At 65.8% G+C, this 23,927-nt stretch carries 24 protein-coding genes; 8 read left to right on the top strand and 16 right to left on the bottom strand.

Features of this window, described 5'->3' with window-relative positions:
* Window positions 1–290: 290 nt before the first annotated feature.
* The 3 genes from gatB to gatC are packed head-to-tail and all read right to left on the bottom strand — an operon-like array spanning window position 291 to window position 3,527.
* Window positions 291–1,733, bottom strand: a complete 1,443-nt coding sequence (gatB, locus tag JYP50_RS01915; RefSeq protein WP_206558756.1) for an Asp-tRNA(Asn)/Glu-tRNA(Gln) amidotransferase subunit GatB — start codon at window positions 1,731–1,733, stop codon at window positions 291–293.
* Window positions 1,733–3,193, bottom strand: coding sequence for an Asp-tRNA(Asn)/Glu-tRNA(Gln) amidotransferase subunit GatA (gene gatA / locus JYP50_RS01920; protein ID WP_206558757.1), 1,461 nt, complete (start codon window positions 3,191–3,193; stop codon window positions 1,733–1,735). Before gatA ends, gatB begins: the two co-directional genes overlap by 1 nt.
* A 25-nt stretch (window positions 3,194–3,218) precedes the next feature.
* Window positions 3,219–3,527 carry an Asp-tRNA(Asn)/Glu-tRNA(Gln) amidotransferase subunit GatC gene (gatC, locus tag JYP50_RS01925; protein WP_206558758.1) on the bottom strand — a complete coding sequence of 103 codons (309 nt, stop codon included), beginning with the start codon at window positions 3,525–3,527 and terminating at the stop codon, window positions 3,219–3,221.
* 252 nt (window positions 3,528–3,779) lie between these two features.
* Here gatC and JYP50_RS01930 point away from each other — a divergent pair, with 252 nt between their 5' ends.
* The 6 genes from JYP50_RS01930 (at window position 3,780) to JYP50_RS01955 (ending at window position 12,229) form a co-directional block, all read left to right on the top strand.
* Window positions 3,780–4,817 (top strand): rod shape-determining protein, encoded by a 1,038-nt coding sequence (locus JYP50_RS01930; RefSeq protein ID WP_206558759.1) that lies wholly within the window; start codon window positions 3,780–3,782, stop codon window positions 4,815–4,817.
* Window positions 4,818–4,867: 50 nt separating this feature from the next.
* Window positions 4,868–5,701 (top strand): rod shape-determining protein MreC, encoded by an 834-nt coding sequence (mreC, locus tag JYP50_RS01935; RefSeq protein WP_206558882.1) that lies wholly within the window; start codon window positions 4,868–4,870, stop codon window positions 5,699–5,701.
* Window positions 5,701–6,189, top strand: a complete 489-nt coding sequence (gene mreD, locus JYP50_RS01940) for a rod shape-determining protein MreD (RefSeq protein ID WP_206558760.1) — start codon at window positions 5,701–5,703, stop codon at window positions 6,187–6,189. The genes mreC and mreD overlap by 1 nt, the downstream gene beginning before the upstream one ends.
* 1 nt (window position 6,190) lies before the next feature.
* A complete protein-coding gene (locus JYP50_RS01945; RefSeq protein WP_206558761.1) occupies window positions 6,191–6,778 on the top strand; it encodes a Maf family protein in 588 nt (195 codons plus the stop codon).
* Complete coding sequence (gene rng / locus JYP50_RS01950) at window positions 6,771–8,249, top strand: ribonuclease G (RefSeq protein ID WP_206558762.1); 1,479 nt, start codon at window positions 6,771–6,773, stop codon at window positions 8,247–8,249. Before JYP50_RS01945 ends, rng begins: the two co-directional genes overlap by 8 nt.
* Before the next feature lie 65 nt (window positions 8,250–8,314).
* Complete coding sequence (locus tag JYP50_RS01955; protein ID WP_206558763.1) at window positions 8,315–12,229, top strand: YhdP family protein; 3,915 nt, start codon at window positions 8,315–8,317, stop codon at window positions 12,227–12,229.
* A gap of 150 nt (window positions 12,230–12,379) precedes the next feature.
* Here JYP50_RS01955 and yjgA read toward each other — a convergent pair whose 3' ends face one another.
* From yjgA to JYP50_RS02020, 13 genes are all read right to left on the bottom strand, one after another.
* The gene (yjgA, locus tag JYP50_RS01960; protein WP_206558764.1) at window positions 12,380–12,910 is read right to left on the bottom strand and encodes a ribosome biogenesis factor YjgA; all 531 of its coding nucleotides are present in this window, start codon (window positions 12,908–12,910) and stop codon (window positions 12,380–12,382) included.
* The gene (gene mgtE, locus JYP50_RS01965; RefSeq protein ID WP_206558765.1) at window positions 12,903–14,258 is read right to left on the bottom strand and encodes a magnesium transporter; all 1,356 of its coding nucleotides are present in this window, start codon (window positions 14,256–14,258) and stop codon (window positions 12,903–12,905) included. Before mgtE ends, yjgA begins: the two co-directional genes overlap by 8 nt.
* Before the next feature lie 146 nt (window positions 14,259–14,404).
* A complete protein-coding gene (locus JYP50_RS01970; protein WP_206558766.1) occupies window positions 14,405–14,674 on the bottom strand; it encodes an HPr family phosphocarrier protein in 270 nt (89 codons plus the stop codon).
* A gap of 11 nt (window positions 14,675–14,685) precedes the next feature.
* Window positions 14,686–15,540, bottom strand: a complete 855-nt coding sequence (gene rapZ / locus JYP50_RS01975; RefSeq protein WP_206558767.1) for an RNase adapter RapZ — start codon at window positions 15,538–15,540, stop codon at window positions 14,686–14,688.
* Between the two features lie 11 nt (window positions 15,541–15,551).
* Window positions 15,552–16,010 carry a PTS IIA-like nitrogen regulatory protein PtsN gene (gene ptsN / locus JYP50_RS01980; RefSeq protein ID WP_206558768.1) on the bottom strand — a complete coding sequence of 153 codons (459 nt, stop codon included), beginning with the start codon at window positions 16,008–16,010 and terminating at the stop codon, window positions 15,552–15,554.
* 10 nt (window positions 16,011–16,020) lie between these two features.
* A complete protein-coding gene (gene hpf / locus JYP50_RS01985; protein ID WP_206558769.1) occupies window positions 16,021–16,308 on the bottom strand; it encodes a ribosome hibernation-promoting factor, HPF/YfiA family in 288 nt (95 codons plus the stop codon).
* A gap of 76 nt (window positions 16,309–16,384) precedes the next feature.
* Window positions 16,385–17,884, bottom strand: coding sequence for an RNA polymerase factor sigma-54 (locus JYP50_RS01990; protein WP_206558770.1), 1,500 nt, complete (start codon window positions 17,882–17,884; stop codon window positions 16,385–16,387).
* A gap of 208 nt (window positions 17,885–18,092) precedes the next feature.
* On the bottom strand, window positions 18,093–18,818 hold the full coding sequence (gene lptB / locus JYP50_RS01995; protein ID WP_206558771.1) for an LPS export ABC transporter ATP-binding protein: 726 nt from the start codon (window positions 18,816–18,818) through the stop codon (window positions 18,093–18,095).
* Entirely contained in the window at window positions 18,796–19,416 is a 621-nt protein-coding gene (gene lptA / locus JYP50_RS02000; protein ID WP_206558772.1) for a lipopolysaccharide transport periplasmic protein LptA, read from the bottom strand. The genes lptB and lptA overlap by 23 nt, the downstream gene beginning before the upstream one ends.
* Window positions 19,397–19,957 (bottom strand): LPS export ABC transporter periplasmic protein LptC, encoded by a 561-nt coding sequence (gene lptC, locus JYP50_RS02005; RefSeq protein WP_206558773.1) that lies wholly within the window; start codon window positions 19,955–19,957, stop codon window positions 19,397–19,399. The genes lptA and lptC overlap by 20 nt, the downstream gene beginning before the upstream one ends.
* Window positions 19,957–20,478 carry a KdsC family phosphatase gene (locus JYP50_RS02010; protein ID WP_206558774.1) on the bottom strand — a complete coding sequence of 174 codons (522 nt, stop codon included), beginning with the start codon at window positions 20,476–20,478 and terminating at the stop codon, window positions 19,957–19,959. Before JYP50_RS02010 ends, lptC begins: the two co-directional genes overlap by 1 nt.
* Before the next feature lies 1 nt (window position 20,479).
* Complete coding sequence (locus tag JYP50_RS02015; RefSeq protein WP_206558775.1) at window positions 20,480–21,457, bottom strand: KpsF/GutQ family sugar-phosphate isomerase; 978 nt, start codon at window positions 21,455–21,457, stop codon at window positions 20,480–20,482.
* Window positions 21,458–21,467: 10 nt separating this feature from the next.
* Window positions 21,468–22,445, bottom strand: coding sequence for a calcium/sodium antiporter (locus tag JYP50_RS02020; RefSeq protein ID WP_206558776.1), 978 nt, complete (start codon window positions 22,443–22,445; stop codon window positions 21,468–21,470).
* Between the two features lie 362 nt (window positions 22,446–22,807).
* Here JYP50_RS02020 and JYP50_RS02025 point away from each other — a divergent pair, with 362 nt between their 5' ends.
* Both JYP50_RS02025 and JYP50_RS02030 read left to right on the top strand, forming a co-directional pair.
* Complete coding sequence (locus JYP50_RS02025) at window positions 22,808–23,464, top strand: MlaC/ttg2D family ABC transporter substrate-binding protein (protein WP_206558777.1); 657 nt, start codon at window positions 22,808–22,810, stop codon at window positions 23,462–23,464.
* Window positions 23,465–23,584: 120 nt separating this feature from the next.
* Window positions 23,585–23,824, top strand: a complete 240-nt coding sequence (locus tag JYP50_RS02030; RefSeq protein ID WP_206558778.1) for a BolA family protein — start codon at window positions 23,585–23,587, stop codon at window positions 23,822–23,824.
* Window positions 23,825–23,927 lie beyond the last annotated feature (103 nt).

Genomic DNA, 23,927 nt, shown 5'->3' on the forward strand with positions numbered 1-23,927 from the left:
TTCCCCCCTGTAGGGCGCAATTCATTGCGCCGCTGTTGTGGTCGAATGAATTCGACCCTACGCGGGGTGGGCGTTCCTCCCTGTAGGGCGCAATTCATTGCGCCGCTGTTGTGGTCGAATGAATTCGACCCTACGCGGGGTGGGCGTTCCCCCTGTAGGGCGCAATTCATTGCGCCGCTGTTGTGGTCGAATGAATTCGACCCTGCGCGAGGTGGGCGTTCCTCCCTGTAGGGCGCAATTCATTGCGCCGCTGCTGTGGTCGAATGAATTCGACCCTACAGGGGCGGAGGTCAGCCGAGTTTCCTGGCCAGCAGTTCATTGACCACCTGCGGATTGGCCTGCCCCTTGGACAGCTTCATCACCTGCCCCACGAAATAGCCGACCAGCTTTTTGCGCTTGCCCTCGTCCGCCGCCAGGTACTGTTCCACCTGGGCGGCGCTGCCGGCAATCACCTGGTCCACCATCGCCTCCAGCTCGCCGGTGTCCGACACCTGCTTCAGGCCGCGCGCGGCGATGACGGTATCGGCGTCGCCCTCGCCGGCCCACATGGCCTCGAATACCTGCTTGGCGATCTTGCCGGAGATGCTGTTGTCGAGGATGCGTTGGATCAGCTGCGCCAGGTGCGTCGCGGGTACCGGACAGCTCTCGATGCCGCGTTCGTCGCGGTTCAGGCGGCCCAGCAGTTCCACCTGCACCCAGTTGGCGGCGATCTTGGCGTCGCCCGCATCGCGGGCCACCGCCTCGAAGTAGTCCGCCAGCGGGCGGCTGGCGGCGAGGACGCCGGCGTCGTAGTCGTTGAGCTGGTATTGGTTGGCGAAGCGGTGGCGCTTTTCCCAGGGCAGTTCCGGCAGGGTCTCGCGCACCGCCTCGATCCAGGCATCTTCCAGTACCACCGGCAGCAGGTCCGGTTCCGGGAAGTAGCGGTAGTCGTTGGCGACTTCCTTGGAGCGCATCGGCCGGGTCTCGTTCCGATCGGCGTCGTAGAGCCGGGTTTCCTGCACCACCTGGCCGCCGTCATCGAGAATGTCCGACTGGCGGTCGATCTCGTGCTGGATGGCCTTTTCCACAAAGCGGAAGGAGTTGACGTTCTTGATCTCCGCCCGGGTGCCGAGCGTATCGCTACCGGCGGGGCGCAGGGAGATGTTGATGTCGCAGCGCATCGAGCCCTCGGCCATGTTGCCATCGGAGATGCCGAGGTAGGTGACCAGACTGTGCAGCGCCTTCAGGTAGGCCACCGCCTCGGCGGCGTTGCGCAGATCCGGCTCGCTGACGATCTCCAGCAGCGGCGTGCCGGCGCGATTCAGGTCGATGCCGGTCTGGCCGTGGAAGTCCTCGTGCAGGGACTTGCCGGCGTCCTCCTCCAGGTGGGCGCGGGTAATGCCGATCTCGCGGCTGCTGCCGTCCTCCAGCTGGATCTCGAAGTGGCCCCGGCCGACGACGGGGTCGGAGAACTGGCTGATCTGGTAGCCCTTGGGCAGGTCCGGGTAAAAGTAGTTCTTGCGGTCGAACACCGAGCGCTTGCCGATCTCGGCGCCGATTCCCAGGCCGAACATCACCGCGAAGCGCACCGCCTGCTCATTGAGCACCGGCAGCATGCCGGGCATCGCCAGGTCCACGGCGGAGGCCTGGGTGTTGGGCTCTGCGCCGAAGGTGGTCGGCGAGCCGGAGAAAATCTTCGACCGGGTGGCCAGCTGCAGGTGGACCTCCAGGCCAATCACGGGTTCCCATTGCATCAGGCGTTCCCTCCCTGGCTGGGTGCGCGGGTGTGCCAGTCGGTGGCCTGCTGGAAGCGGTGCGCGGTATTGAGCAGGCGCGCTTCCTCGAAGTGGCGGCCGATCAGCTGCAGGCCCACCGGCTTGCCCTCGACCAGGCCCGCGGGCACCGACATGCCGGGCAGGCCGGCCAGGTTGACCGCCAGGGTATAGACGTCCTCGAGATACATGGCCACCGGATCGTCGCTTTTTTCTCCCAGGCCAAAGGCCGGACCCGGGGTGGTGGGGCCGGCGATGACGTCCACCTGCTCGAAGCAGGCGAGGAAGTCGTCGCGGATCAGGCGCCGGGCCTGTTGGGCCTTGCGGTAGTAGGCGTCGTAGTAGCCGGCGGACAGGGCGTAGGTGCCCACCAGGATGCGGCGTTTGACCTCGTCGCCAAAGCCCTCCTCGCGGGTGCGGGTGTAGAGGTCGTCGAGATCCGCCGGGTTGTCACAGCGATAGCCGTAGCGCACCCCGTCGTAACGCGACAGGTTGGTGGAGGCCTCCGCCGGGGCGATGATGTAGTAGGTGGGAATGGTCAGGTGGCTGTTGGGCAGCGACACCTCGACCAGGCTCGCCCCCTGGTTTTCCAGCTCTTTCAGGGCCGCCTGTATGCAATCCCCGGTGGCCGCCTGCAGGCCCTCGCCGAAATACTCCCTCGGCAGGCCGATGCGCAGGCCTTCCAGGGGCTTGTCCAGGTCGGCGCAATAGTCCGGTACCGGGCGATTGACGCTGGTGGAGTCCCTGGGGTCGTGGCCGGCCATGGCCTCCAACAGCAGGGCGCAGTCCTCGGCCGTGCGGGCCATCGGGCCCGCCTGGTCCAGGCTGGAGGCGAAGGCCACCATGCCCAGGCGCGAAATCCGGCCGTAGGTCGGCTTGAGTCCGGTGATGCCGCAAAACGCCGCTGGCTGGCGGATCGAGCCGCCGGTATCGGTGCCGCTGGCCGCGGGTACCAGGCCCGCGGCCACCGCGGCGGCGGAGCCGCCGGAGGAGCCCCCCGGCACGCAGTTGGTGTCCCAGGGGTTCTTGACCGCGCCGTAGTAGCTGTTTTCGTTGGAGGAGCCCATGGCGAACTCGTCCATGTTGGTCTTGCCCAGGGTCACGGTGCCCGCGTCCCGCAGCCGTTCCACGACGGTGGCGTCGTAGGGCGGCACAAAATTGTCCAGCATGCGCGAACCGCAGCTGGTGCGAACCCCGCTGGTGCAGAAAATGTCCTTGTGCGCCAGGGGGATGCCGGTCAGCGGACCGGCGTCGCCGGCGGCCAGCCTGTCGTCGGCGGCCCGGGCGCTGGCCAGCGCGGCGTCCTCGCAGGTGGTGATGAAACTGTTGTACTGGGCGTCGAGCCCGGCGATCCGCTCGAGCAGGTGGCGGGTCACCTCGACGCTGGAAAATTGCTTCTCGCGCAGCCCGCGGGCGAGCTGGGCGACAGTCTGGTTGTGCATAAATCGTGTCCTGGGGCGGCGGGGGCTATTCGATGACTTTGGGAACCAGGTACAGGCCGTTCTCCACCGCCGGAGCGATGGCCTGGAAGGCCTCCCGGCGGTTGGTCTCGGTGACCTCGTCCGCGCGCAGCGTCTGGACGGCGTCGAGGGGGTTGGCCATGGGCTCGACGTCAGTGGTGTCGGCGGCCTGCAGGGTATCCACCATGGCCAGGATATCGGCGATGCGATGGGTTACCCCGGCCACCTGGTCCCCGGCGATGCGAATGCGCGCCAGGGTGGCGATTTTCTCGATTTCGTCCGGGTCAATGGACGGTTTGGTCGACGTATCCGACATGGCTTCGGTTCCGGTCTCCAACAGCGGTGGGATAGGGCTGCGAACAGCCGCGGGGGCGTAAACTTATCATATTTGCGCCTTGCCCAAAATCCCCGCGATTGGTAGAGTTGCCGGATTATCCGTACGCCGAAGAATAATGAATTCGCCGCCCCAATTTCAGGGCAGTTCTCGGCCGGGAGGCGGCAGGTAGGGTGCTTGCAAAGCTCCTTTTCGATGGAGCGTCCCGTTGTACTCACAAGGTAGTAAACGTTAATGCTGAAAAAACTGCGCGGAGTGTTCTCCAATGATCTCTCGATAGATCTGGGCACCGCCAACACCCTCATCTACGTCCGCGACAAAGGCATAGTGCTCGACGAGCCCTCGGTCGTGGCGATTCGCATCCACAACGGCCAGAAAACCATCGAAGCGGTAGGCACCGAAGCCAAGCGCATGCTGGGCAGGACGCCGGGCAATATCACCGCGATCCGTCCCCTCAAGGACGGCGTCATCGCCGATTTCCAGGTGACCGAGAAAATGCTCCAGCACTTTATCGCCAAGGTGCACGAGAGCCGCTTTATCCGCCCCAGCCCCCGGGTGCTGGTGTGCGTGCCCTGCATGTCGACCCAGGTCGAGCGCCGGGCGATTCGCGAATCGGCGCTCAGCGCCGGCGCGCGGGAGGTTCGCCTTATCGAGGAGCCCATGGCCGCGGCCATCGGTGCCGGCTTGCAAGTGGAAGAGGCCACCGGCTGCATGGTGGTGGATGTCGGCGGCGGCACCACCGAGATCGCCATTATTTCCCTCAACGGCGTGGTGTACCGCGACTCGGTGCGCATTGGCGGCGATCGCTTCGATGAAGCCATCGTGTCGCACGTGCGGCGCCGCTACGGCAGCCTGATCGGCGACGCCACCGCCGAGCGCATCAAGCAGGAGATCGGCTGCGCCTTCGCCGGTAGCGAGCTGCGCGAGATCGACGTGCGCGGCCGCAACCTGGCCGAGGGTGTGCCGCGCAGTTTTACCCTGAACAGCGACGAGATTCTCGAGGCGCTACAGGACCCGCTGTCGTCCATCGTGCAATCGGTCAAGTTGGCCCTGGAGCAATCGCCGCCGGAGCTGGCGGCGGATATCGCCGAGAGCGGCATCGTGATCACCGGGGGCGGCGCCCTGCTGCGCGACCTGGATCGGCTCGTGTCCGAGGAAACCGGTTTGCCGGTCATCGTCGCCGACGACCCCCTGACCTGCGTCGCCCGCGGCGGCGGCCGTGCAATGGAGCGCATGGATCGGCATACTATCGACCTGCTGTCTACCGAGTAAGCAGGAGCCGGGTTGACGGGTTGTTACCCCTCCGGCTTTAGGGAGCCGATATCAAGCCGTTATTCGTCAAAGAGTCGCATCTCGGGCTGCGCGTCCTGTTGACCACCCTGGTGGTGGCCGGGCTGATCACCGCCGATCTGCATTTCAATAGCCTCGATCGCACCCGTGCCCTGTTGGACACGCTGGTGACCCCGGTCTATTGGGTGGCCGACATTCCCAGCCGTCTGTCCCAGTGGCAGGAGACCCATATCGTCTCCCGCGGCACCCTGCAGGAGGACAACGAACGCCTGCGCCGTGAGAACCTCATCCTCGAGGGGCGGACCCAGCAAATGGCCTCCCTGCAGGCGGAGAACATTCGCCTGCGCGCGCTGCTCAACTCCACCGCCCTGTTGCGGGACGACGTGCTGGTGGCGGAATTGATCGGCGTGTCCCCGGACCCGGTGCGCCAGCAGGTGGTACTCAACAAGGGCGCCGGCGAGGGGGTCTATGTCGGCCAGCCCCTGATCGATGCCGACGGGCTGATGGGGCAGGTGGTCGAGGTCAGCGCATTCACCTCCCGGGTACTGTTGATCACCGACGTCACCCACGCCATACCCGTGCAGGTCAATCGCAATGGCGTGAGGGCGATTGCCGAGGGGACCGGCAGTCTTGCCGCCCTGGAGGTGCACCACGTCTCCGCCACCACCGACATCCGCGAGGGCGACCTGCTGGTCAGCTCCGGCCTCGGGGGGCGCTTCCCCGTTGGCTATCCGGTGGCCATCGTCACCTCGGTGGAACGCGACCCGGGCCACGCCTTTGCCCGTATTCGCGCCCAGCCCACCGCGGCCCTGGACCGCAGCCGTCACGTGTTGCTGGTGTTCACCGCCGCGCAGGGTGAAGGTTGATGGTCGAGGGGGGCGCCCATGGCTACTGGGTGGTGCTGGCAAGTCTGTTCACCGCCGCGGTGTTGGCGGTAATACCGCTGCCGGCATGGCTGGTGTGGGGCCGTCCGGAGTGGATCGCCCTGGTGCTGGTGTACTGGTGTATTGCCTTGCCACACCGTGTCGGGGTGGTGGTCGCGGTCTTCGCCGGCATGGCCATGGATCTGCTTGAGGGAGCGGTGCTGGGCCAGAATACCTTTGCCCTGGCCGTGCTGGCGCTGCTGTCGGTGGCGCTGTATCAACGCTTGCGGGTATTCAGCCTGTGGCAGCAATCGGGGATCGTCTTTTTGCTCATCGGTATTCACCAGCTCATTTGCCAGTGGGTTCAAAACCTCGAGGGGGTCGGCGCCCGTTCGCTGCTGTTCCTCTTGCCGGCCCTGACCAGCGCCCTGTTGTGGCCGTTGGTCCTGCATACCCTGCGCGGCCTGCGCCGCCATTACCGGGTGGCCTGACATGGCATTGATCCTGGCTTCCGCCTCGCCGCGCCGCCGCGAACTGCTGCGGCAAATCGGCGTGTCGTTTGACGTGCGGGCGGCCGACATCGACGAGACCCCGCAACCGGGGGAGAGTCCCGCCGACTATGTGTGCCGCATGGCCAGGGAAAAGGCCGCGGCGGTCGCCTCGGGGGCTTCCGGCGAGTGCGCGGTGCTGGCCGCCGACACCACCGTGGTGATCGACGGCGATGTGCTGGGCAAGCCGCGCGACGCGCTCGATGGCCTGGCCATGCTGGCCCGGCTCAGCGGCCGCACCCACGAGGTAATGACCGCGATCTGCCTGTGCCGGGGCGAAGAGTCCAGCGAGCGGCTGGTGGTCACCCGGGTGACTTTCGCCACCCTGGACCGGGACCTGTGCGAGGCCTACCTGGCCACCGGGGAGCCCTGGGACAAGGCCGGCGCCTATGGCATACAGGGCCTGGGCGCGGTGTTGGTGGACGCCATCGAGGGCAGCTACAGCAACGTGGTGGGCTTGCCCCTGGCCGAGACCTGGCGTTTGCTGAGCGAGCATCGCATTCCCACTGGTTTGGGAGGTTCTGGTGAGTGAGGAAATACTGGTCAATGTGACCCCGATGGAAACCCGGGTGGCGGTGGTGGAAAACGGCGCCACCCAGGACATTCACATCGAACGCAGCACCAGCCGCGGAATCGCCGGCAACATCTATGCGGGCCGGGTGGCGCGGGTGCTCCCCGGCATGCAGGCGGCGTTCGTGGATATTGGCACCGAGCGGGCCAGTTTTATCCACGTTTCCGATATTGTGCCCCTGGACAGCAATGGCCGCGAGGACCGCAGTCGCCAGAGCAGCGAAGTGCGCGACCACCTGCACGAGGGCAAAAAGGTGGTGGTCCAGGTGACCAAGGAGCCCCTGGGCAGCAAGGGCGCGCGCCTGACCACCCAGCTGTCGGTATCGTCCCGCTACCTGGTGTTCATGCCGCAGACGGATCACGTGGGTGTTTCCCAGCGCATCGATGACACCGGCGAGCGCACGCGCCTGCAGGGCGCGCTGGCCGCGGCGCTGGCGGCGGAAGAGATGCAGGACAGCGGCGGTTACATTCTGCGCACCGCCGCCGAGGGCGTGGGCGAGGACGAATTGCGCGCCGACCTGCGCTTCCTGCGCCGCCTGTGGGCCGCGGTCACCCGTCGCGCCAAGGCCGCCAGCCGTCCCGAACTGCTGTACGAGGATCTGCCCCTGCACCTGCGCACGGTGCGCGACCTCGCCCGGCCGGGGGTGGAGCGCATCCGTATCGACAGCCAGGAGAGCTTCGCCGCCCTGGAATCCTTCTGTGGCGACTATGTGCCGGAGGTGGCGGGGTTGCTGGAGTGCTACCGCGGAGAGCGGCCGCTGTTCGACCTGCATGGCGTGGAGGAGGAGATCCAGCGCGCCCTGGCGCGCAAGGTGGACCTGAAATCGGGCGGTTACCTGATTATCGACCAGACCGAGGCGATGACCACCATCGATGTCAACACCGGTTCCTTCGTCGGCCGCCGCAACCTTGAGGAAACCATCTTCAAGACCAACCTCGAGGCGGCCACCGCCCTGGCCAGGCAACTGCGCCTGCGCAATCTCGGCGGCATTATTATCGTCGACTTCATCGACATGCAGGATGCCGAACACCGGCGCCAGGTGCACCGCGCGCTGGAAAAAGCCATGCAGCGGGATCCGGCGCGCAACAAGATCACTGGGGTTTCGGACCTGGGGCTGGTGGAGATGACCCGCAAGCGCACGCGGGAAAGCCTGGAGCATATCCTGTGCGAGGACTGCCCGGTCTGCCAGGGGCGGGGGGTGCTGAAAACCGCGGAGACGGTGTGCTACGAAATTTTCCGGGAAATCCTGCGCGACGCCCGTGCCTACGACAACGACAACCTGGCGGTGTTGGCGGGCCAGTCGGTGGTGGATCGTCTGCTGGACGAGGAGTCCGCCAACGTCGCGGACCTGGAGGAATTCTCCGGCAAGACCATCAGTTTCCGGGTCGAGCCCAACTACAGTCAGGAACAGTTTGATATTGTCCTGCTCTAACAGGGTAACGAAGAGGCCTTGCCATCGAACCCGGCGGGGTTGGTGGCGGACACCGCGAGACGATTTTGGAACACGCCTTCCTACATAAACTGGCCAGAATGTTGTGGCGCTCGCTGGTGGCGGTGATCGTCCTGCTGGCGGTCTACGTCAGTTGCGGGCGCCTGTTGATGGGGGCGGTGGGCGACTATCAGCAAGCCATTCTGACCGAACTGAACCGGCGTCTGCCCTTCGAGGTGTCGGCGCAGCGGGTTTCCGGGGAGTGGCGCTCCTTCAGCCCGGATTTGGTGCTGAGCGGCCTGCGCCTGCAGTTGCAGCGCGAACCCGACGTGTCCGTGCGGCTCCGCGAGGGGCGCCTGCGCCTGGACGTGCTGCGCAGCCTGCTGGAGGCCAGTTTGCAGGTCAGCCGCGTGCAGCTGGCGGGGCTGGAACTGCCGCTGGAGCTGGGGGGCGACGGCCGCCTGCGGCTGCCGGGCTATGACGGCGGGGGCGGCGAGCTTGGCCAGTGGGTGCGGGCCCTGGTGCTCAACATGGAGCAGCTGGCATTGACCGATAACCAGCTGCGGGTATCCCTGCCCGGTGGCGAACGCCGCGATCTCGCCCTGGATTTGCGCCTGGCGCGCGATGGCGGTCGGCGCGAGCTGGTGGGCAATCTGCGGGTCCACGGAAGCGATGCCCGCATCGACCTCGCGGCGCATGCCCTGGGCAATCCCTTCGACCCCGAATCCCTGGAGGGGGAGGCCTACCTTCACGCCTCTGGCGTCGACCTCGCGAAACTGTCCGACTGGCTGCCCCCCGGGGATCGCGCGCTCGCCGCCAGTGGCGAGATGGACCTGGAGACATGGTTGTCCTGGCGGGAGGGCGAGCCCGACCTGGAGACCCGGTTCAGCGGGCGGCGGGTGCGCGTGGCCGCCGCCGATGGCAGCTGGCAATTCCCCCTGGATCGGCTGGCCTTCGCGGCCACCCTGCAGCGGGAGGACAACAGCTGGACCGCATTTACCCGCGACCTCTCCCTCGCGCGGGGAGATATTGCCCTCGAGGTGCCGCGACTGCAGCTGGACCTGTGGGGCGACTCCCTGCGCTTGCGGGGCGAGCAGGTACCGCTGGGGCCGGTAAGCGCGCTGTACGCCGCTTTTCCCGCGACTCACCCCAAACTGGCGGAGGCGCTCGCCACCCTCGACGCCGGCGGTCAGTTGGGGCGGCTCGAGTTCAATCTCGATGACCTGCGCGCGCCGGCGCGGGGCTGGCAGCTGGCGGCCAATTTTCGCGACTTTCGCGTCAATTCCTGGCGCGGGGCCCCCGGGGTGCGCTCGGGCGAGGGTTTTGTGCGCCTGGTGCCGGGCAGTGGCCAGGTCATCCTCGACAGCCGCGACTTCAGCATGGCCTTTCCCACGGTCTACGATCACTCCCTGGACTACGACGATATCCACGGGACGGTGGATATCGCCTGGGGGACGGATGCGTTAACCCTGCACAGCGGCCTGATTACCGCCGCTGCCGAGGAGGGTACGTCCCGGGCGCTGTTTGGGCTCAATGTGCCCTTCGAGCGAACCCGGGCGGGTGTCGAGATGGACCTGCTGGTGGGGCTGAGCGAGTCCAGTGCGGAGCATCGCCACAAATACCTCCCGGCGATGCTCGACAAGCATCTGCTCGCCTGGTTGCGGGACAGCCTGGGTGAAGGCGCGGTGGATCAGGGGGCCTTCCTGTGGCGTGGCAGTTTGCGCCCGGGCGAGGCGCCGCTGCGCACCGTGCAGTCCTTTTTCGCGGTTCGCGACACCGCCCTGGCCTTCCAGCCAGACTGGCCGCCCCTTGCCGGACTGGATGGATTGGTGTTGATCGACGACGCCACGGTCAGTGTCTGGGCCGACCGGGCGCGCCTTTATGACTCCGAGCTGGAGCGGCTTTCGGCCGAGGCCTGGATGGCCGGTGATGGGCGCATGCGCCTGGCGGTGGCGGGGAGCATGACGGGACCGGCGGCGGACGGCGCGCGCCTGGTGCGGGAGTCGCCGCTGGCCGATATCAGCGGCCATGTCTTCGATGACTGGACACTGGAGGGGGCGCTGCGGACGCGGTTGGCGCTGGAGCTGGAACTCGCCGGGGATCGACCGCGCCCGCGAGTGGCGGTGTCGGCCCGCTTGCGGGACGCCCAGTTGGGAGTGGTGCCGTTGGACCTGTCGGTCAGCGGGATCAGCGGCGAGATTCTGTACGACTCCGCCGTCGGTTTTGATTCCCGCGAGCTGGTCGGAACCCTGTGGGGAGAGCGCTTGCGGGCACAGTTGCAGGCCGTTGCCGCTGACGGTGAAGCGGGGCGGGTGGACGTTGACGCCCTGCGGATTGACTTCGATGGGCGGATTTCCGCGGAGCCCCTGCAGGACTGGCTGGGGCTTTCCGGGCGGCCCTTTGCCAGCGGTGGCGCGCCGGCGCTGGCGCAGCTGCGGGTGGTGCCGGGAGCGCGGCCGACGCTGAGTGTGCAGTCGACGCTCGAGGGGGTGGCGCTCACCCTGCCGCCGCCCATCGGCAAGGCCGCGCCGGAGGTTGTGCCACTGGACCTTGATCTGCAACTGGCGGGCCCCAGCCGCCGGCTCGATCTGGGCCTCGCCCGCCGGCTGGACGTGTCATTGCTGTTGGATGAACGGGGCGCGGTGACTGGCGGCGAAATCGCCCTGCAGGACGCGGCGGCGGCGCCGCGCGCGGGTTACCTGAATGTTTCCGGACACGCGCCGCTGCTGGACTCTCGCCAGTGGCGGAGCCTGGTGCAAGGCCTGGGATTGCCATCGCCGGACAGTGGCCGGACCGCCGGGCGGCCGCGACTGGCCGTGGACAACCTGCAGGTGGATACGCTGTCCCTCGAGGGTGTGGAGCTGCGGGATGTCATCGTCGGCGCGCGGGAAGAGGCCGCTGGCGCCTGGTCGGTGGAGGCCGAAAGCGACTGGTTCCAGGGGAGGCTCGAACTGGATCCGGGGCTCGATCGGGGGACCCTGCATGTCAGTCACCTGGAATTGCAGGGCCTGTCGGGCCTGGGCGGAGAGGGCGGGGACAGACGCGAGGGCGAGCGTCGCACCCTGCCGCAGTTGTCGGTGCAGGTCGACGCGCTGTTCAACGGCGGACGTCCGCTGGGCCACCTGGCCTTCGATTTGCGCAGCACGCCCTGGGCGGTGCGCGCGGCGTCGATCACCGGCGAGGTGGCGGGCCTGACGCTGGCCCCGGAATCGCCAGCCGAACTGCTCTGGCAATACGGCGACTCCCCGCGCACCAGCCTCGCCGCCAGTCTGGCCTTCGGCGACCTGGGCGAGGTGCTGGAAAAACTGGATTACGAGAACATCCTGGAGACCGAGGAGGGGCGTTTCGACCTGGCCCTGGACTGGCCCGGGGGGCCGCAGGACTTCGCGCTCGCCCGGGCCCACGGGCGCCTCGGCATCGATGTCGGTCGCGGCCGTTTTCTGGATGCGCCCGCCAGCACCTCCGGTACCCTGCGCGTGGTGAGCATCCTCAACCTGGCGGAAATCGTGCGCCGCCTGAGCCTGAGCCATATGTTTGAGTCGGGTATTCCCTTTAACGATGTCGACGGCGAAATGCTTTTCAACGCGGGAACGATCGAGGTGCCGTCGGTGAGGATCGAGGGGGCTTCCAGCAGTTTCACCCTCAGTGCCGTCAGCTCGGTGGAACAGCGCACCCTGAATGGTGAGCTGGTGGCCACGCTGCCGGTCGCCAATAACCTGCCCTGGGTAGCGGCCCTCACCGCGGGCCTGCCGGTGGCCGCGGGGGTGTTTGTGGTCAGCAAGGTTTTCGAGCAACAGGTGAACCGCATGACCAGCGCGGTATATAGCGTGCAAGGCGGTTGGGACGACCCCGAGGTGAAGTTCGACCGTATTTTCGACACCGGCGGCGGTCGCCAGCGTGCCCCCGCCGCAACGGTGGAAAACGAGACCACCCCCCCTGTAGGGTCGAATTCATTCGACCAAATACCACCCCCAACCGACTGAAACCGCCCCCACAGCGACAAAACCCCTCCCCTGTAGGGTCGAATTCATTCGACCAAGTACCACCCCCAACCGACTGAAACCGCCCCCACAGCGTCAAAACTCCTCCCCTGTAGGGTCGAATTCATTCGACCAAATACCAGGCCCTCCGCCCTACGGTGTGTTCTCCTGCAGCTCCCGCAGGTAGCGGAACAGCTTGCGACTGGCCGCGGGCGGCTTGCCCCGCGCGGCCTCGCGCTGGTGTTGCAGCACCAGTTGGCGCAGGTGTTGCCGGTCCGCCGCCGGCCAGCGGGACAGCACCTGCTCGATCCCCTTCAAGCCCTGGGACAGTACCTCGTCGCGCAACTGCTCCAGTTGATGGAAGCGGTCGGCGTTTTCGCGCTGCTCGCGGTAGAGGTTGTCCAGCGCCCGCTCGATGGGTTCGGGATCGATGGTGCGCATCAGTTTGCCGATGTACTGCATATGCCGGCGCCGCGCGCTGTTGGACTGGATGCCGCGGGCCTCGACAATGGCCTGGCGCAGCTGCGCGTGTTCCAGGGGAATTTTCTCGAGCTGGCGGTCGCTGAGCCGCGTCAGGGTCTCGCCCAGCTCCTGCAGCGCGGTCATGCGCCGCTTCATCGCGCTTTTGCTGGGGGCCTCGCCGTCGTCGGCGCCGCTGTATTGTTCGAAATCGTCGTCAGGCATAAAACCAGGTCGCCAGTCCCAGAAAGGACACAAATCCCACCACGTCGGTTACCGTGGTCAGTACCACCCCGCCGGCCAGGGCGGGGTCGATGTTGATACGCTTCATCAGCAGCGGCAGCGCCGCCCCGGTAAAGGAGGCGGTCAGCAGGTTGATGACCATCGCCGCGGCGATGATCATGCCGATATTCCAGTCATCAAACCACAGTGAAGAGGCGACCGCCACCACCGCGGCCCACAACAGGCCGTTGAGCAGGCCGACCCCCAGTTCCCGGTTGATCAGCCAGCCACCGTTGCTGCGGGTGACCTGGCCCATGGCCATGCCGCGCACCAGGACCGTTAGCGTCTGGGTGCCGGCGATGCCGCCCATGGACGCGACGATCGGCATCAGCACCGCCAGGGCCACCACCTTTTCGATGGTGCCCTGGAACAGGTTGATGACCGAGGCGGCGACAAAGGCGGTGACCAGGTTGATGCCCAGCCACACGGCCCGGCGCGAGGCGGTGCGAAACACCGGCGCGAAGGTGTCGACATCCTCTTCCAGGCCGGCCATCGAGGTCAGGGAGTGGTCGGCGTCCTCGCGGATCACGTCCACCACGTCGTCGATGGTGATCCGGCCGAGCAGTTTGCCTTCCTCGTCCACCACCGGCGCAGACACCCAGTCGTTGCGCTCGAACAGGCGCGCCACCTCGTCGTCGGGCATGTAGGCGGGGATGGGTTCGACCTCGGTGTCCATCATCTCCCGCACGGTGGCCGAGGGATCGGAGACCAGCAGGGTGCGCAGCGGCAGCAGCCCGATAAAGCGGTCGTCGCGATTGACCACGATCAGGCTGTCGGTCATCGGCGGAATTTCCTCGTGCCGACGCAGGTAACGCAACACCACATCCAGGGTCAGGCGCGCCCGGATGGTGATGGTGTCGGTATTCATCAGGCCGCCGGCGGTGTCGTCCGGGTAGTGCAGTACCTGCTCCAGGCGCGCCCGGTCCTGGTGGTCCATGGAGTCCAGGACTTCACGGGTCACCCGGTCTGGCAACTGTTGCAGGATGTCGGCGACGTCGTCGTCGTCCAGGTGCCCGGTGATCTGCGCCACCTCGGCGGCGTCCATGTCACTCAGGAAGTGGGTGCGGAGCTCGTCCGAGAGCTCGTTGATGACATCGCCTTCGCTGTCGATGTCCACCATCTGCCACAGGATATGGCGGAACCGCGGGGGCGAGGATTCGAGCAGGTGGGCGACGTCGCCGGGGGACAGCCCGTTGAGCATGCGCTTGACGTCGACGAAGGTCCCGCTTTCCAGCGCAGTCGACAGTCGGTCGAGTTTTTGCTGGGATTTGGGCGTCTTCGTCTGGGCCATGGATGCTCTCCCTTGCGCGAGCGCGGCTGAAGTGCCGGACGCAGGCTAATTATCCGGGAAAGCCGTGACTACAACAATGTGGAAGGTTACCGCGATTACTTGCCGCCGCCTTGCAGTGGCGGGAATTTTACCCGGCGGGACCTGGGTTACTCGGGCTCGTCGAAGCGGTTGGCGATCAGGGCGGTGAGCGCATCCAGGGCGTCCTGTTCGTCCTCGCCCTCGATGTGCAGGTCGAGTACCGTGCCCTTGCCGGCGGCGAGCATCATCACCGACATGATGCTTTTGCCGTCCACCAGGCTGCCGTCCTTGCCGGCCTGGACCGTGCTGGAGAACGACGCCGCGCAGCCGACGAACTTGGCGGCGGCCCGGGCGTGCAGGCCGAGCTTGTTAACGATGGTAACCTGGGTCTGGATCACGTTGTGTGCTGCTATTGCAGTTCCCTGTGCCGGAGATGAACCTGCGGGAACTGCTGCCGGTAATGCTGGTACAGCCGATCCGCAAGGTATACTGAACGATGTTGCCCGCCGGTACAACCCACGGCAATGGTCATATAGCTGCGATTGCTCTCGGCGTAGTCGGGCAGCCAGCGATCCAGGTAGGCGCAGATGCTGTCGTACAGCGCGTTGGTTTGCGGCTGTTCCTCGAGAAATGCCCGCACCGGCGCGTCCAGGCCGCTTTGCATGCGCAGCTCCTTGACCCAGTGGGGGTTGGGTAGCATCCGCACGTCGAACACCAGGTCGGCGTCCGCCGGTACCCCGCGCTTGAAACCGAAAGACTGGATGAGTAGCGACATGCTGCCGCCGCTGGTGCCCAGCAGGCGCTGCTTGATGGCGTCGCGCAGCTCGTAGATGGTGAGCTGGCTGGTATCCAGCACCAGCGTGGCGTCGGTGGCGATCGCTTCGAGCAGTTCACGCTCCCGTTCGATGGCCTCGGCGAGGGGCATGTTGCCGGCGCTCAGGGGGTGCCTGCGCCGGGTTTCACTGAAGCGCTTGATCAGTGCCGAGTCCTGGGCGTCGAGGAACAGGATACGGGTTTCGATGCCGCTGGGCAGGGACTCGATAATGGCGTTGAAATTCTGCAGGTCTTTCCAGGCGTTGCGCGCGTCGATACACACCGCGGCGCCGCGAAAGAGGGCGAACTCCTCGCGATTGGTCTCTTCCACCAGTGCCGGTAGCAGGGCCACCGGAAGGTTGTCGATACAGTAGTAGCCCTCGTCTTCCAACTGGTGCAGTGCCGTGCTCTTGCCGGAGCCCGAGCGGCCGCTGATGATCACCAGTTCCATAGCGCTCTCTCCTAGTTCGTCCAGGTTGTGGCGGTTGCGTACAGGGCGGCTGCGTCCTCGGCCTGTCTCAAAGACTGGCAGAAGGCGTCCTGCCGGAAGAGGCCGGCGATGTGTGACAGGATGTCCAGGTGCACCTGTTGCGCCTCCTCGGGCACCAGCAATACGAACAGCAGGTCCACTGGCTCGCCGTCGGGTGCCTCGAAGTCGATCGCTTCCTCCAGCGTCAGCAGGCTGCCGAGCGGACGGGGGCAGTTGTCGATACGGCAGTGGGGGATGGCGATGCCCTTGCCCAGGCCGGTGCTGCCCAGGCGTTCACGGGCGATGAGTTGGGTGAATACCTCGGTGTAGGAGAGGGCTTGCTGGTCTTCGCTGATGAGTCGGGCGATGGTTTCGAACAGTCTTTTTTTGCTGCCCCCGGTGGCGCGGCAGACCGTGCGCCCGGGGGTCAGAATGTCACTCAGGGTTTGCATGATGAATGAGTCAGTGGCCTCGTGCTTTTTCCTTGTGTTTGATCAACTGGCGGTCGAGCTTGTCTGCCAGGGCGTCGATGGCGGCGTACATGTCCTCGGACTCCGCCGCCGCGAAGATGTCGGCACCGGATATGTGCACGGTAGCTTCCGCTTTTTGGATTAACTTTTCCACCACGAGAGTCACCTCGGTGTTGGTAATCTGGTCAAAATGTCGTTGCAGGCGCTCGAATTTGCTTTCCACGTAATCCCGGAGCGGGGTTGTGACTTCTACATGGTGACCGCTGACATTCAGTTGCATAACTGACTCCTTCTTGTGGATGAATCGGGCGGGCCCGATACGGGGCGGCAGGGCAAACAGCCGCCCAAATTTCAGTCTAGACCAATCTCTTGCGCTCGTTCGAGGGGGGAATAAACAGGGTGTCGCGGTACTTGGCGACCGTGCGCCGCGCCACCTGGATGCCCTGCTCCTCGAGCAGTTGGGTGATTTTGTTGTCGCTCAGGGGCTTGCGCGGATTTTCCGCCGCCACCAGCTTCTTGATCAAAGCCCGGATCGCGGTGGAGGAGCACTCCCCGCCGCCGGCGGTGCCCACATGGCTGGAGAAAAAGTACTTCAACTCGAAAATGCCCCGGGGCGTGTGCATGTACTTGCGCGTGGTGACGCGGGAGATGGTGGACTCGTGCATGTCCACCGCCTCGGCGATGTCGTGCAGTACCAGGGGTTTCATGGCTTCCTCGCCGTATTCGAGGAAATTGCGCTGGTGTTCGACGATCTTGCTGGCCACCTTCATCAGGGTTTCGTTGCGGCTCTGCAGGCTTTTCAGGAACCAGCGCGCTTCCTGCAGGTTGTCCTTGAGGAAGGTGTTGTCGGCGCTGTTGTCGGCCCGCTTGATCAGGCTTGCATAGTCGCTATTGATACGCAAGCGCGGCGCGATATCCGGGTTCAGCTCCACCACCCAGCGGTCGTTTTTCTTGGCGACGAACACATCGGGTACCACGTACTCCGTATCGTCGGCCTCCACGCTAAGCCCGGGATTGGGGTCGAGCGTGCGGATCAGCTCCAGCGCGGCGCGCAGTTCGGACTCGGGCAGGCGCGCGCGGCGCATGATCTGGTTGTAGTCGCCGGCGCCCAGCTGGTTCATATGGCGGCTGAGAATGGTGCGGGCCTGCTCGAGGTGGGGTGTGCCGGCCGGTTTCTGCGCCAGCTGCACCAGCAGGCATTCCTGCAGGTCGCGGGTGCAGACCCCGGCGGGCTCGAACTGCTGCAGGCAGTGCAACACGGCCACCACCTCGTCGAGTTCAATGTCCAGCTCGGGGGTCAGGGCTTCCAGGATTTCCTCGACGCTGGCGGTCAGCCGGCCGCTGTGATCGGTGGCGTCGATGATCGCCAGCGCGATCACGCGATCGATATCGGACAGGCGGGTGAGGTTGAGTTGCCAGCGCAGCTGATCCTGCAGGGACTCCGAGCCGGCGCTGCGCGAATCGTAGTCGCTGTCGACGGCGTCATCGGCGGGGCCGGTCGGCGCGGCGGAGGAGGGCATTAGGTCCTCCCACTGGGTGTCGACCGGGAGATCCTCGGGCATCGAGGCCTCCCACTCCTGGCTGTCCCCGCCGCTGTCGCTGGCCGTGCGCTCGAGACTTTCCAGTGGGCCATCGCCGCTGTCGGCCTTGTTCTCCTGGTGCCGGAGGTCGTTGTCCTGCTGCACGGCGGTGTCGATCTCGTCCTCCGCCATTTCCAGTAGCGGATTGCTGTCCAGCGCCTGTTGTATTTCCTGTTGCAGATCGAGGGTGCTCAGCTGGAGCAGGCGAATAGCCTGTTGCAGCTGGGGGGTCATGGTCAGCTGTTGGCCGAGTTTGAGCTGTAACGACTGTTTCATGCTAGTTGGGGCACATTGGATACCACCGGGCGAGTCCCTCGCACCGCAAAGGGGCACCCAGTGTAGCGCCAGGCGCCGAAATATGGCAACTGCTGGCTCGATAATTGCTTCCAGGGCCCCGAATGGGCAGCGGCCGCAAGCCGCGCCCTATCCATGCAGGGTCGAATTCATTCGACCAATACCCCGTAACGACCGGATGCATCCGGCCCTACAGGCGGAACTGGTCCCCGAGATAGACCCGGCGCACGTTGTCGTTGGCGAGGATGGCCTCGGTGCCGCCCTCGGCGATGATATGCCCCTCGCCCACGATGAAGGCGTTCTCGCAGATGTCCAGGGTGTCGCGGACATTGTGGTCGGTGATCAGCACGCCGATGCCCCGGTCCCGGAGCTGGCGGATGATCTGCTTGATGTCGTTCACCGAAATGGGGTCGACGCCGGCAAAGGGTTCGTCCAGCAGTATGAAGTCGGGCTCGGTGGCCAGGGCGCGGGCGATTTCCACCCGGCGCCGCTCGCCCCCCGACAGCGACTGGCCGAGGCTGTCGCGCAGGTGACTGACGTGGAACTCCTCCAGCAGGGCGTCGCGCCGTTCCAGCCGCTGGGCGCGGTTCAAATCCGGGCGGGTTTCGAGAATCGACAGGATATTGTTGCCCACCGACAGCTTGCGGAAGATCGACGCTTCCTGCGGCAGGTAGCCGATACCGCGGCGGGCGCGCTCGTGCATGGGCAGCGGGGTAATGTCCTCGCCGTTGAGCATGATCTGGCCTTTATCGGCGCGGATAATGCCGACAATCATGTAAAAACAGGTGGTCTTGCCGGCCCCGTTGGGGCCCAGCAGGCCGACGATCTGGCCGCTGTCCAGGTGCAGGGACACGTCCTGCACCACCTGGCGCCCGCGATAGGCCTTGGCGAGGTTACTGGCTGTCAGGTGCGCCACGCTCGCCCTCTTGTTCCGTCTCGCCTTGTTCCGCCGGTTGGTTGGGGTCGGCGTCTTCCTTGCCCTGGACGGTTTCCGCCGGAATATTCACGACAACCCCGCCGGACTGACTGGAATTGGCGCGAATCTGCTGCTTGTCGATCAGGTACTCGATCGAATCGCCGGTGACTTTGGAGCCGTCTTCCCGCTCGATGCTGGCATTGCGGCGCAGCAGCACCTTCTCCTCGGACTTGAAGTACTCGATGGTCTCGGCGCGGGCGTGCATCAGCCCCTTGTCCGGTTCCGGCCGCTGCTGCATGTGCGCGGGGCTGCCCTCGGCGAGGATGCGATCGGCCTCCTCGACCTGGTGGAAGACGGTGACCCGCTGCGCGGCGATCTGCAGGCTGCCCTGCTGCATGCGCACATTGCCCTGGTACACCGTGAAGCCCTGCTTCTCATCGCGCAGGGCCTGGTCGGCGCTGATCTGGATCGGTTGCGCGCGGTCCTCGGGCAGGGCCTGCGCGCCGCCGTTCGCCAGCAGCAGGGCGCACAACAGCGCGGTCCGGGGCAGCGCCCGCCACCGCGTCGCCGCTTCGCGGTCAGGTGCGCGGCGCAACATAGGTACTCTCGACGTTGGGTTTCATTACGATGCGTTCCAGGTTCAGGTCGGCCTCCATGCCATCAGCGCGGATGGTGTTCGGCCCCTGGGTGATGGTGACCGGCACTTTCGAGGTCGCGGTGTTGTTTTTCAGGTTCAGTGTCATCGCCTGGGTGTTCAATACGCCGCCGGTCTGGTCATTGCTCAGGTTGACGCTGCTGCGCAATTGCAATACCTCGGCGCGGTGTCTATAAATCCCACGGTCCGCCGACGCGGACCAGGTGCGGTCGTTGCCGTCGTGGGAATAAAAGCGCGGCTGGGTCAGCTCCGACACCTTGCGCCGGGCGTAGTACTCCGCCCGGCTGGCCTCGAGCGCTTCGGTCAGGGCGCCGTCCTCGTCGTACTCCCAACTGCGGGTATCGTACAGGTAGGTCTGCGCCAGCGCCTGTCGCCTCGCCACCGTGGCCGGGTCGGCGTCCGGGCTGCCGCCGGGGCTCCAGTAGTAGCTGGCCAGCAGGACCAGGGTAATGGCCACGAATACCTGCACCGCCGTTTTTTGCATCAGCGAAAGTCCGCCTCCAGTTTTTCACGCAGGCCGCGGGCCTCGAGCAGGTATTCACAGGCTTCACGCACGGCCCCACGCCCGCCGGGGTAGCGACTGCGCCAATCCGCGGCGCTCGCCACCGCCTCGGCGGCATCGGCGACCGTCATCCCCAGCCCCGCGCTGGTAATCGCGCCGAGATCGGGGAGGTCATCTCCCATGTAGGCGCACTCGGTCATTTCGAGCGATTTGCGCCGGCAGAGTTCCTCCAGGGCCACGCGTTTGTCCTCGCGCCCCTGAATCACCTCCGCGATACCGAGTTCGGCGGCTCGTCGCGCCACGATCCGCGACTGCCGGCCGGTGATTATAACCACCTCGACGCCGGCGCGCTGCAACAACTTGATGCCCAGTCCGTCCTTGATGCTGAAGGCCTTGAGCTCCTCGCCGTCGTTGCCGTAGTAGATGCTGCCGTCGGTCAACACGCCGTCCACGTCGAGGGCGAGCAGGCGCACCGCGCGGGCCATGTCTTGCGAGTTGCTCATCTCAGGTGATCCCCGCGTGCAGCAGGCTCATCAGATGGATGACGCCGACGACCTCGTCATCCTCCAGCACCACCAGGGAGGTGATCTGGTTCTCTTCCATGATGCGCATGGCCTCGGCGGCCAGCATGCCGGCGGTGACAGTCTTGGGCGCGTGCGTCATCAGCTGGGCGATGGTGGTGTCGTTGATGTCCACCCGCTGGTCGATCGCGCGGCGCAGGTCGCCGTCGGTGAACACGCCGGCCAGCTTGCCGTCGTCGTCGATCACCGTGGTCATGCCCAGGCCCTTGTCGCTGATCTCCAGCAGGGCCTGCGCCAGGGGTGTCTCGAGGGCGACCCGCGGGACCCGGTCCCCGGAGCGCATGACATCCCCCACCTTGAGCAGCAGTTTTTTGCCCAGGGTGCCGCCGGGATGGGAAAAGGCGAAGTCCTCGGCGGTGAAGCCGCGCGCCTCCAGCAGGGCGATGGCCAGGGCGTCGCCCATGACCAGCGCCGCGGTGGTGCTGGAGGTGGGGGCCAGGTCCAGGGGGCAGGCCTCGGTTTCCACCCCGGTGTCGAGGTGCGCATCGCTGGCCTGGCCCAGGGGCGAGCCGGCATTGCCGGTCATGCTGATCAGCGGGGTGCCCAGGCGCTTGAGCAGCGGCAGCAGGGTGATGATCTCCGGCGAATTGCCGCTGTTGGACAGGGCGATGACCGAGTCGTCCGCGGTGATCATGCCCATGTCGCCGTGGCTGGCCTCGCCGGGATGGACGAAGTGCGCCGGGGTGCCGGTGCTGGCGAGGGTGGCGGCGATTTTACGCGCGATGTGGCCGGATTTGCCCATGCCGGTGACGATGACCCGCCCGCGGGTGGCCAACAGCAGCTCGCAGGCGCGGTCGAAAGCCCCGTCGATACGGGCCTCGAGCGCCGCGACGGCTTCGGCCTCCATCTTTACCGTGCGCAGCGCGGAGCTGCGATAGGCGCTTGGCGTATTCTCTGGCATCGGTGGTTCTCTAGCGGGTTTGATAAAGCCAGTAATAATACAGGGCGTAGATTGCCACGAACAGCACGCCGGCGGAGCGGCCAATGTAGGAATGGCCGGCCGGCGCCCGTTTGCGCAGGCGGCCCAGGTAGATGGCCAGGGCGAGCATTGCGGTCATCGCGCTCATCGTGGCGTAGTCCCGCGGCAGCACCTGCGCGTCGAGCAGCTCCGGCTGGATCAGGCCGGGGATGGACATGACCGCGAGCAGGTTGAAGAGGTTGGAGCCAATGACGTTGCCCACGGCGATCTCGGTGTGGCCGCGCAGCGCGCTGGCGATGGTGGCGGCCAGTTCCGGCAGGCTGGTGCCGATGGCCACGATGGTGAGGCCGATCACCAATTGCGACACGCCCATGAACAGCGCCACTTCGGTGGCCCCCCAGACCAGCGCCCGCGAGCTGGCAATCAGCATGATCATGCCCAGGGCGAAGGTCAGCCAGGCGCGAAGGGGATTCAGGTGCGGCAGTACATCGTCGCCACCGGCTTCCTCCAGCAGGCTGGCGCCTTCGTCCTGGTTGCGCACCACCTGGTAGAGGATGAAGGCCAGGGCGGCCATCATCAGGCCGCCGTCCAGCCGCGAGAGCTCGCCGTCGAGGATCAGCAGACCCGTGCCGGCGGTGACCACCAGCAGGGCCGGCAGCTCCTTGCGAATACAGCTCGGGTGGACGCACATCGGCGCGACCAGCACGGTGGTCCCCAGTACCAGGCCGATATTGGCGATATTGGAGCCGATGGCATTGCCGATCGCCAGCTCCCCGGCGCCGGACAGGGTCGCGGTGATCGACACCAGGATTTCCGGGGCCGAAGTGCCGATCGACACGATGGTGAGCCCGATAATCACCGGCGACAGGCCCATGTTCTCGGCGATGGACGCGGCCCCCGCCACAAACAGGTCGGCGCTCCATATCAGTACGACAAAGCCGACCAGGATCGCGGTGGCGGCTAGCAGCATGAAGCGGCGGGCTCCCGCAACCCGGTATGGGCGGGGTCGGTGGCGGCTGGCCCGGCCGGGGGGGTGGCCGGGCTCCTGGGGAAGACGTGTTTCATGGTTACAGTGTAAACTCCGCGTTCCGCGCCCGAAGAGCCAGGGGCCGCGGGTATGCCGTGGGTGTTGCGCCGTGTCGACACCGGTAAACATCCGCGCCCGCGGCGGCGTGGAACCGTAAGGGCGCCACCGTGGTCACAAGTGCTGTACCCGTCGGATATCCCGTTGCCAATGCACGGGGCCGATTGGCCTGGATTGTACAGCAGGTCAATACCTTACAGAGAACTACCCCAGGAGCAAAGGAAGTGAATCGATCAGGATGGATTTTTATGCGATGGATCGCAATTTTGGCCGCGATGGCGGTGAGTGCGGCCGCCGCGGTGGCGCAGGAAGGCCCCGACCAGCGCAGTGCCCACGAGGTGGTCAGCGACACCACGCGGGACGTCATGGAGCTGGTGGCCGAGGTGCGCGAGAACGGTGGCGACACCGGCAGTGAGTACTATGCCGGACTCGAGTCCGTTCTGGATCCGGTGGTCGATTTTCGCGGTTTTGCCCGCGGCGTCATGGGCCCCTATGCCAGCAGTTCCCGTTATCGCTCGCTGGACCAGGCCGGGCGTGAGGCATTGGTGGGCCAGCTGGACCGCTTCACCGAGAAGATGCGCGAGGTAATGGTGCGCACCTACGGCAAGGGCCTGCTGGCCTTCGGCGGTTCGCGTATCGACCTTACCGAGCCGTCAGGGGACGAGGCCGACGAGCGGCGGACCTCGGTACAGCAGCTGATCTACAAGGAGGGCGCGGAACCCTACGTGGTGCTTTACCAGATGGGGCGCGACAAGGAAGGCAGCTGGAAACTGCGCAACATGATTATCGAGAACGTCAATCTCGGGGAGATCTATCGCAGCCAGTTCGCCAGCGCGGCGCGCAAGTACGACGGCGACCTGGACAAGGTCATCGATAACTGGTCGGCGGTGGATATCGACGCCTGAGGCATTTTCAGCGCCCTCGCCAGGGACCCGCGGTGGCTGTTTTCCCGCAGCCTGCTAAAATGCGCGCTTTTCGCCGGCCCCGGTAGATCGCGGGCCCGGCCGCCATTTTGGGAGAGTACTATGGACGCGGCCACCGTAACCGCCTTGTTGGAAGCGCATCTCGAGGGGTGCCAGGTGCATGTGGAAGGCGAGGGCAACCGCTACGATATCACCGTGGTGGGCGAGGTGTTCGAGGGCATGCGCCCGGTCAAGAAGCAGCAGCTGGTCTACGCCGCGCTGTCCGACCAGATCGCCGACGGCAGTATTCACGCAGTGAATATCCGCACTTTCACTCCGGAGCAATGGCGCTCCCTCGCCTGAGAGACTATTGCGGCACCGGGACGTGCCGCCGCCGGGCTTGCTCGGCGCAAGTCCTTGAAATACCAGAAGATCCGCGCATCTTCTCGCGCATTTCAAGGGCGCG

It is taken from the genome of Parahaliea mediterranea (assembly GCF_017255185.1).
In the GTDB taxonomy this organism is placed as follows: Bacteria; Pseudomonadota; Gammaproteobacteria; order Pseudomonadales; family Halieaceae; genus JAFKCZ01.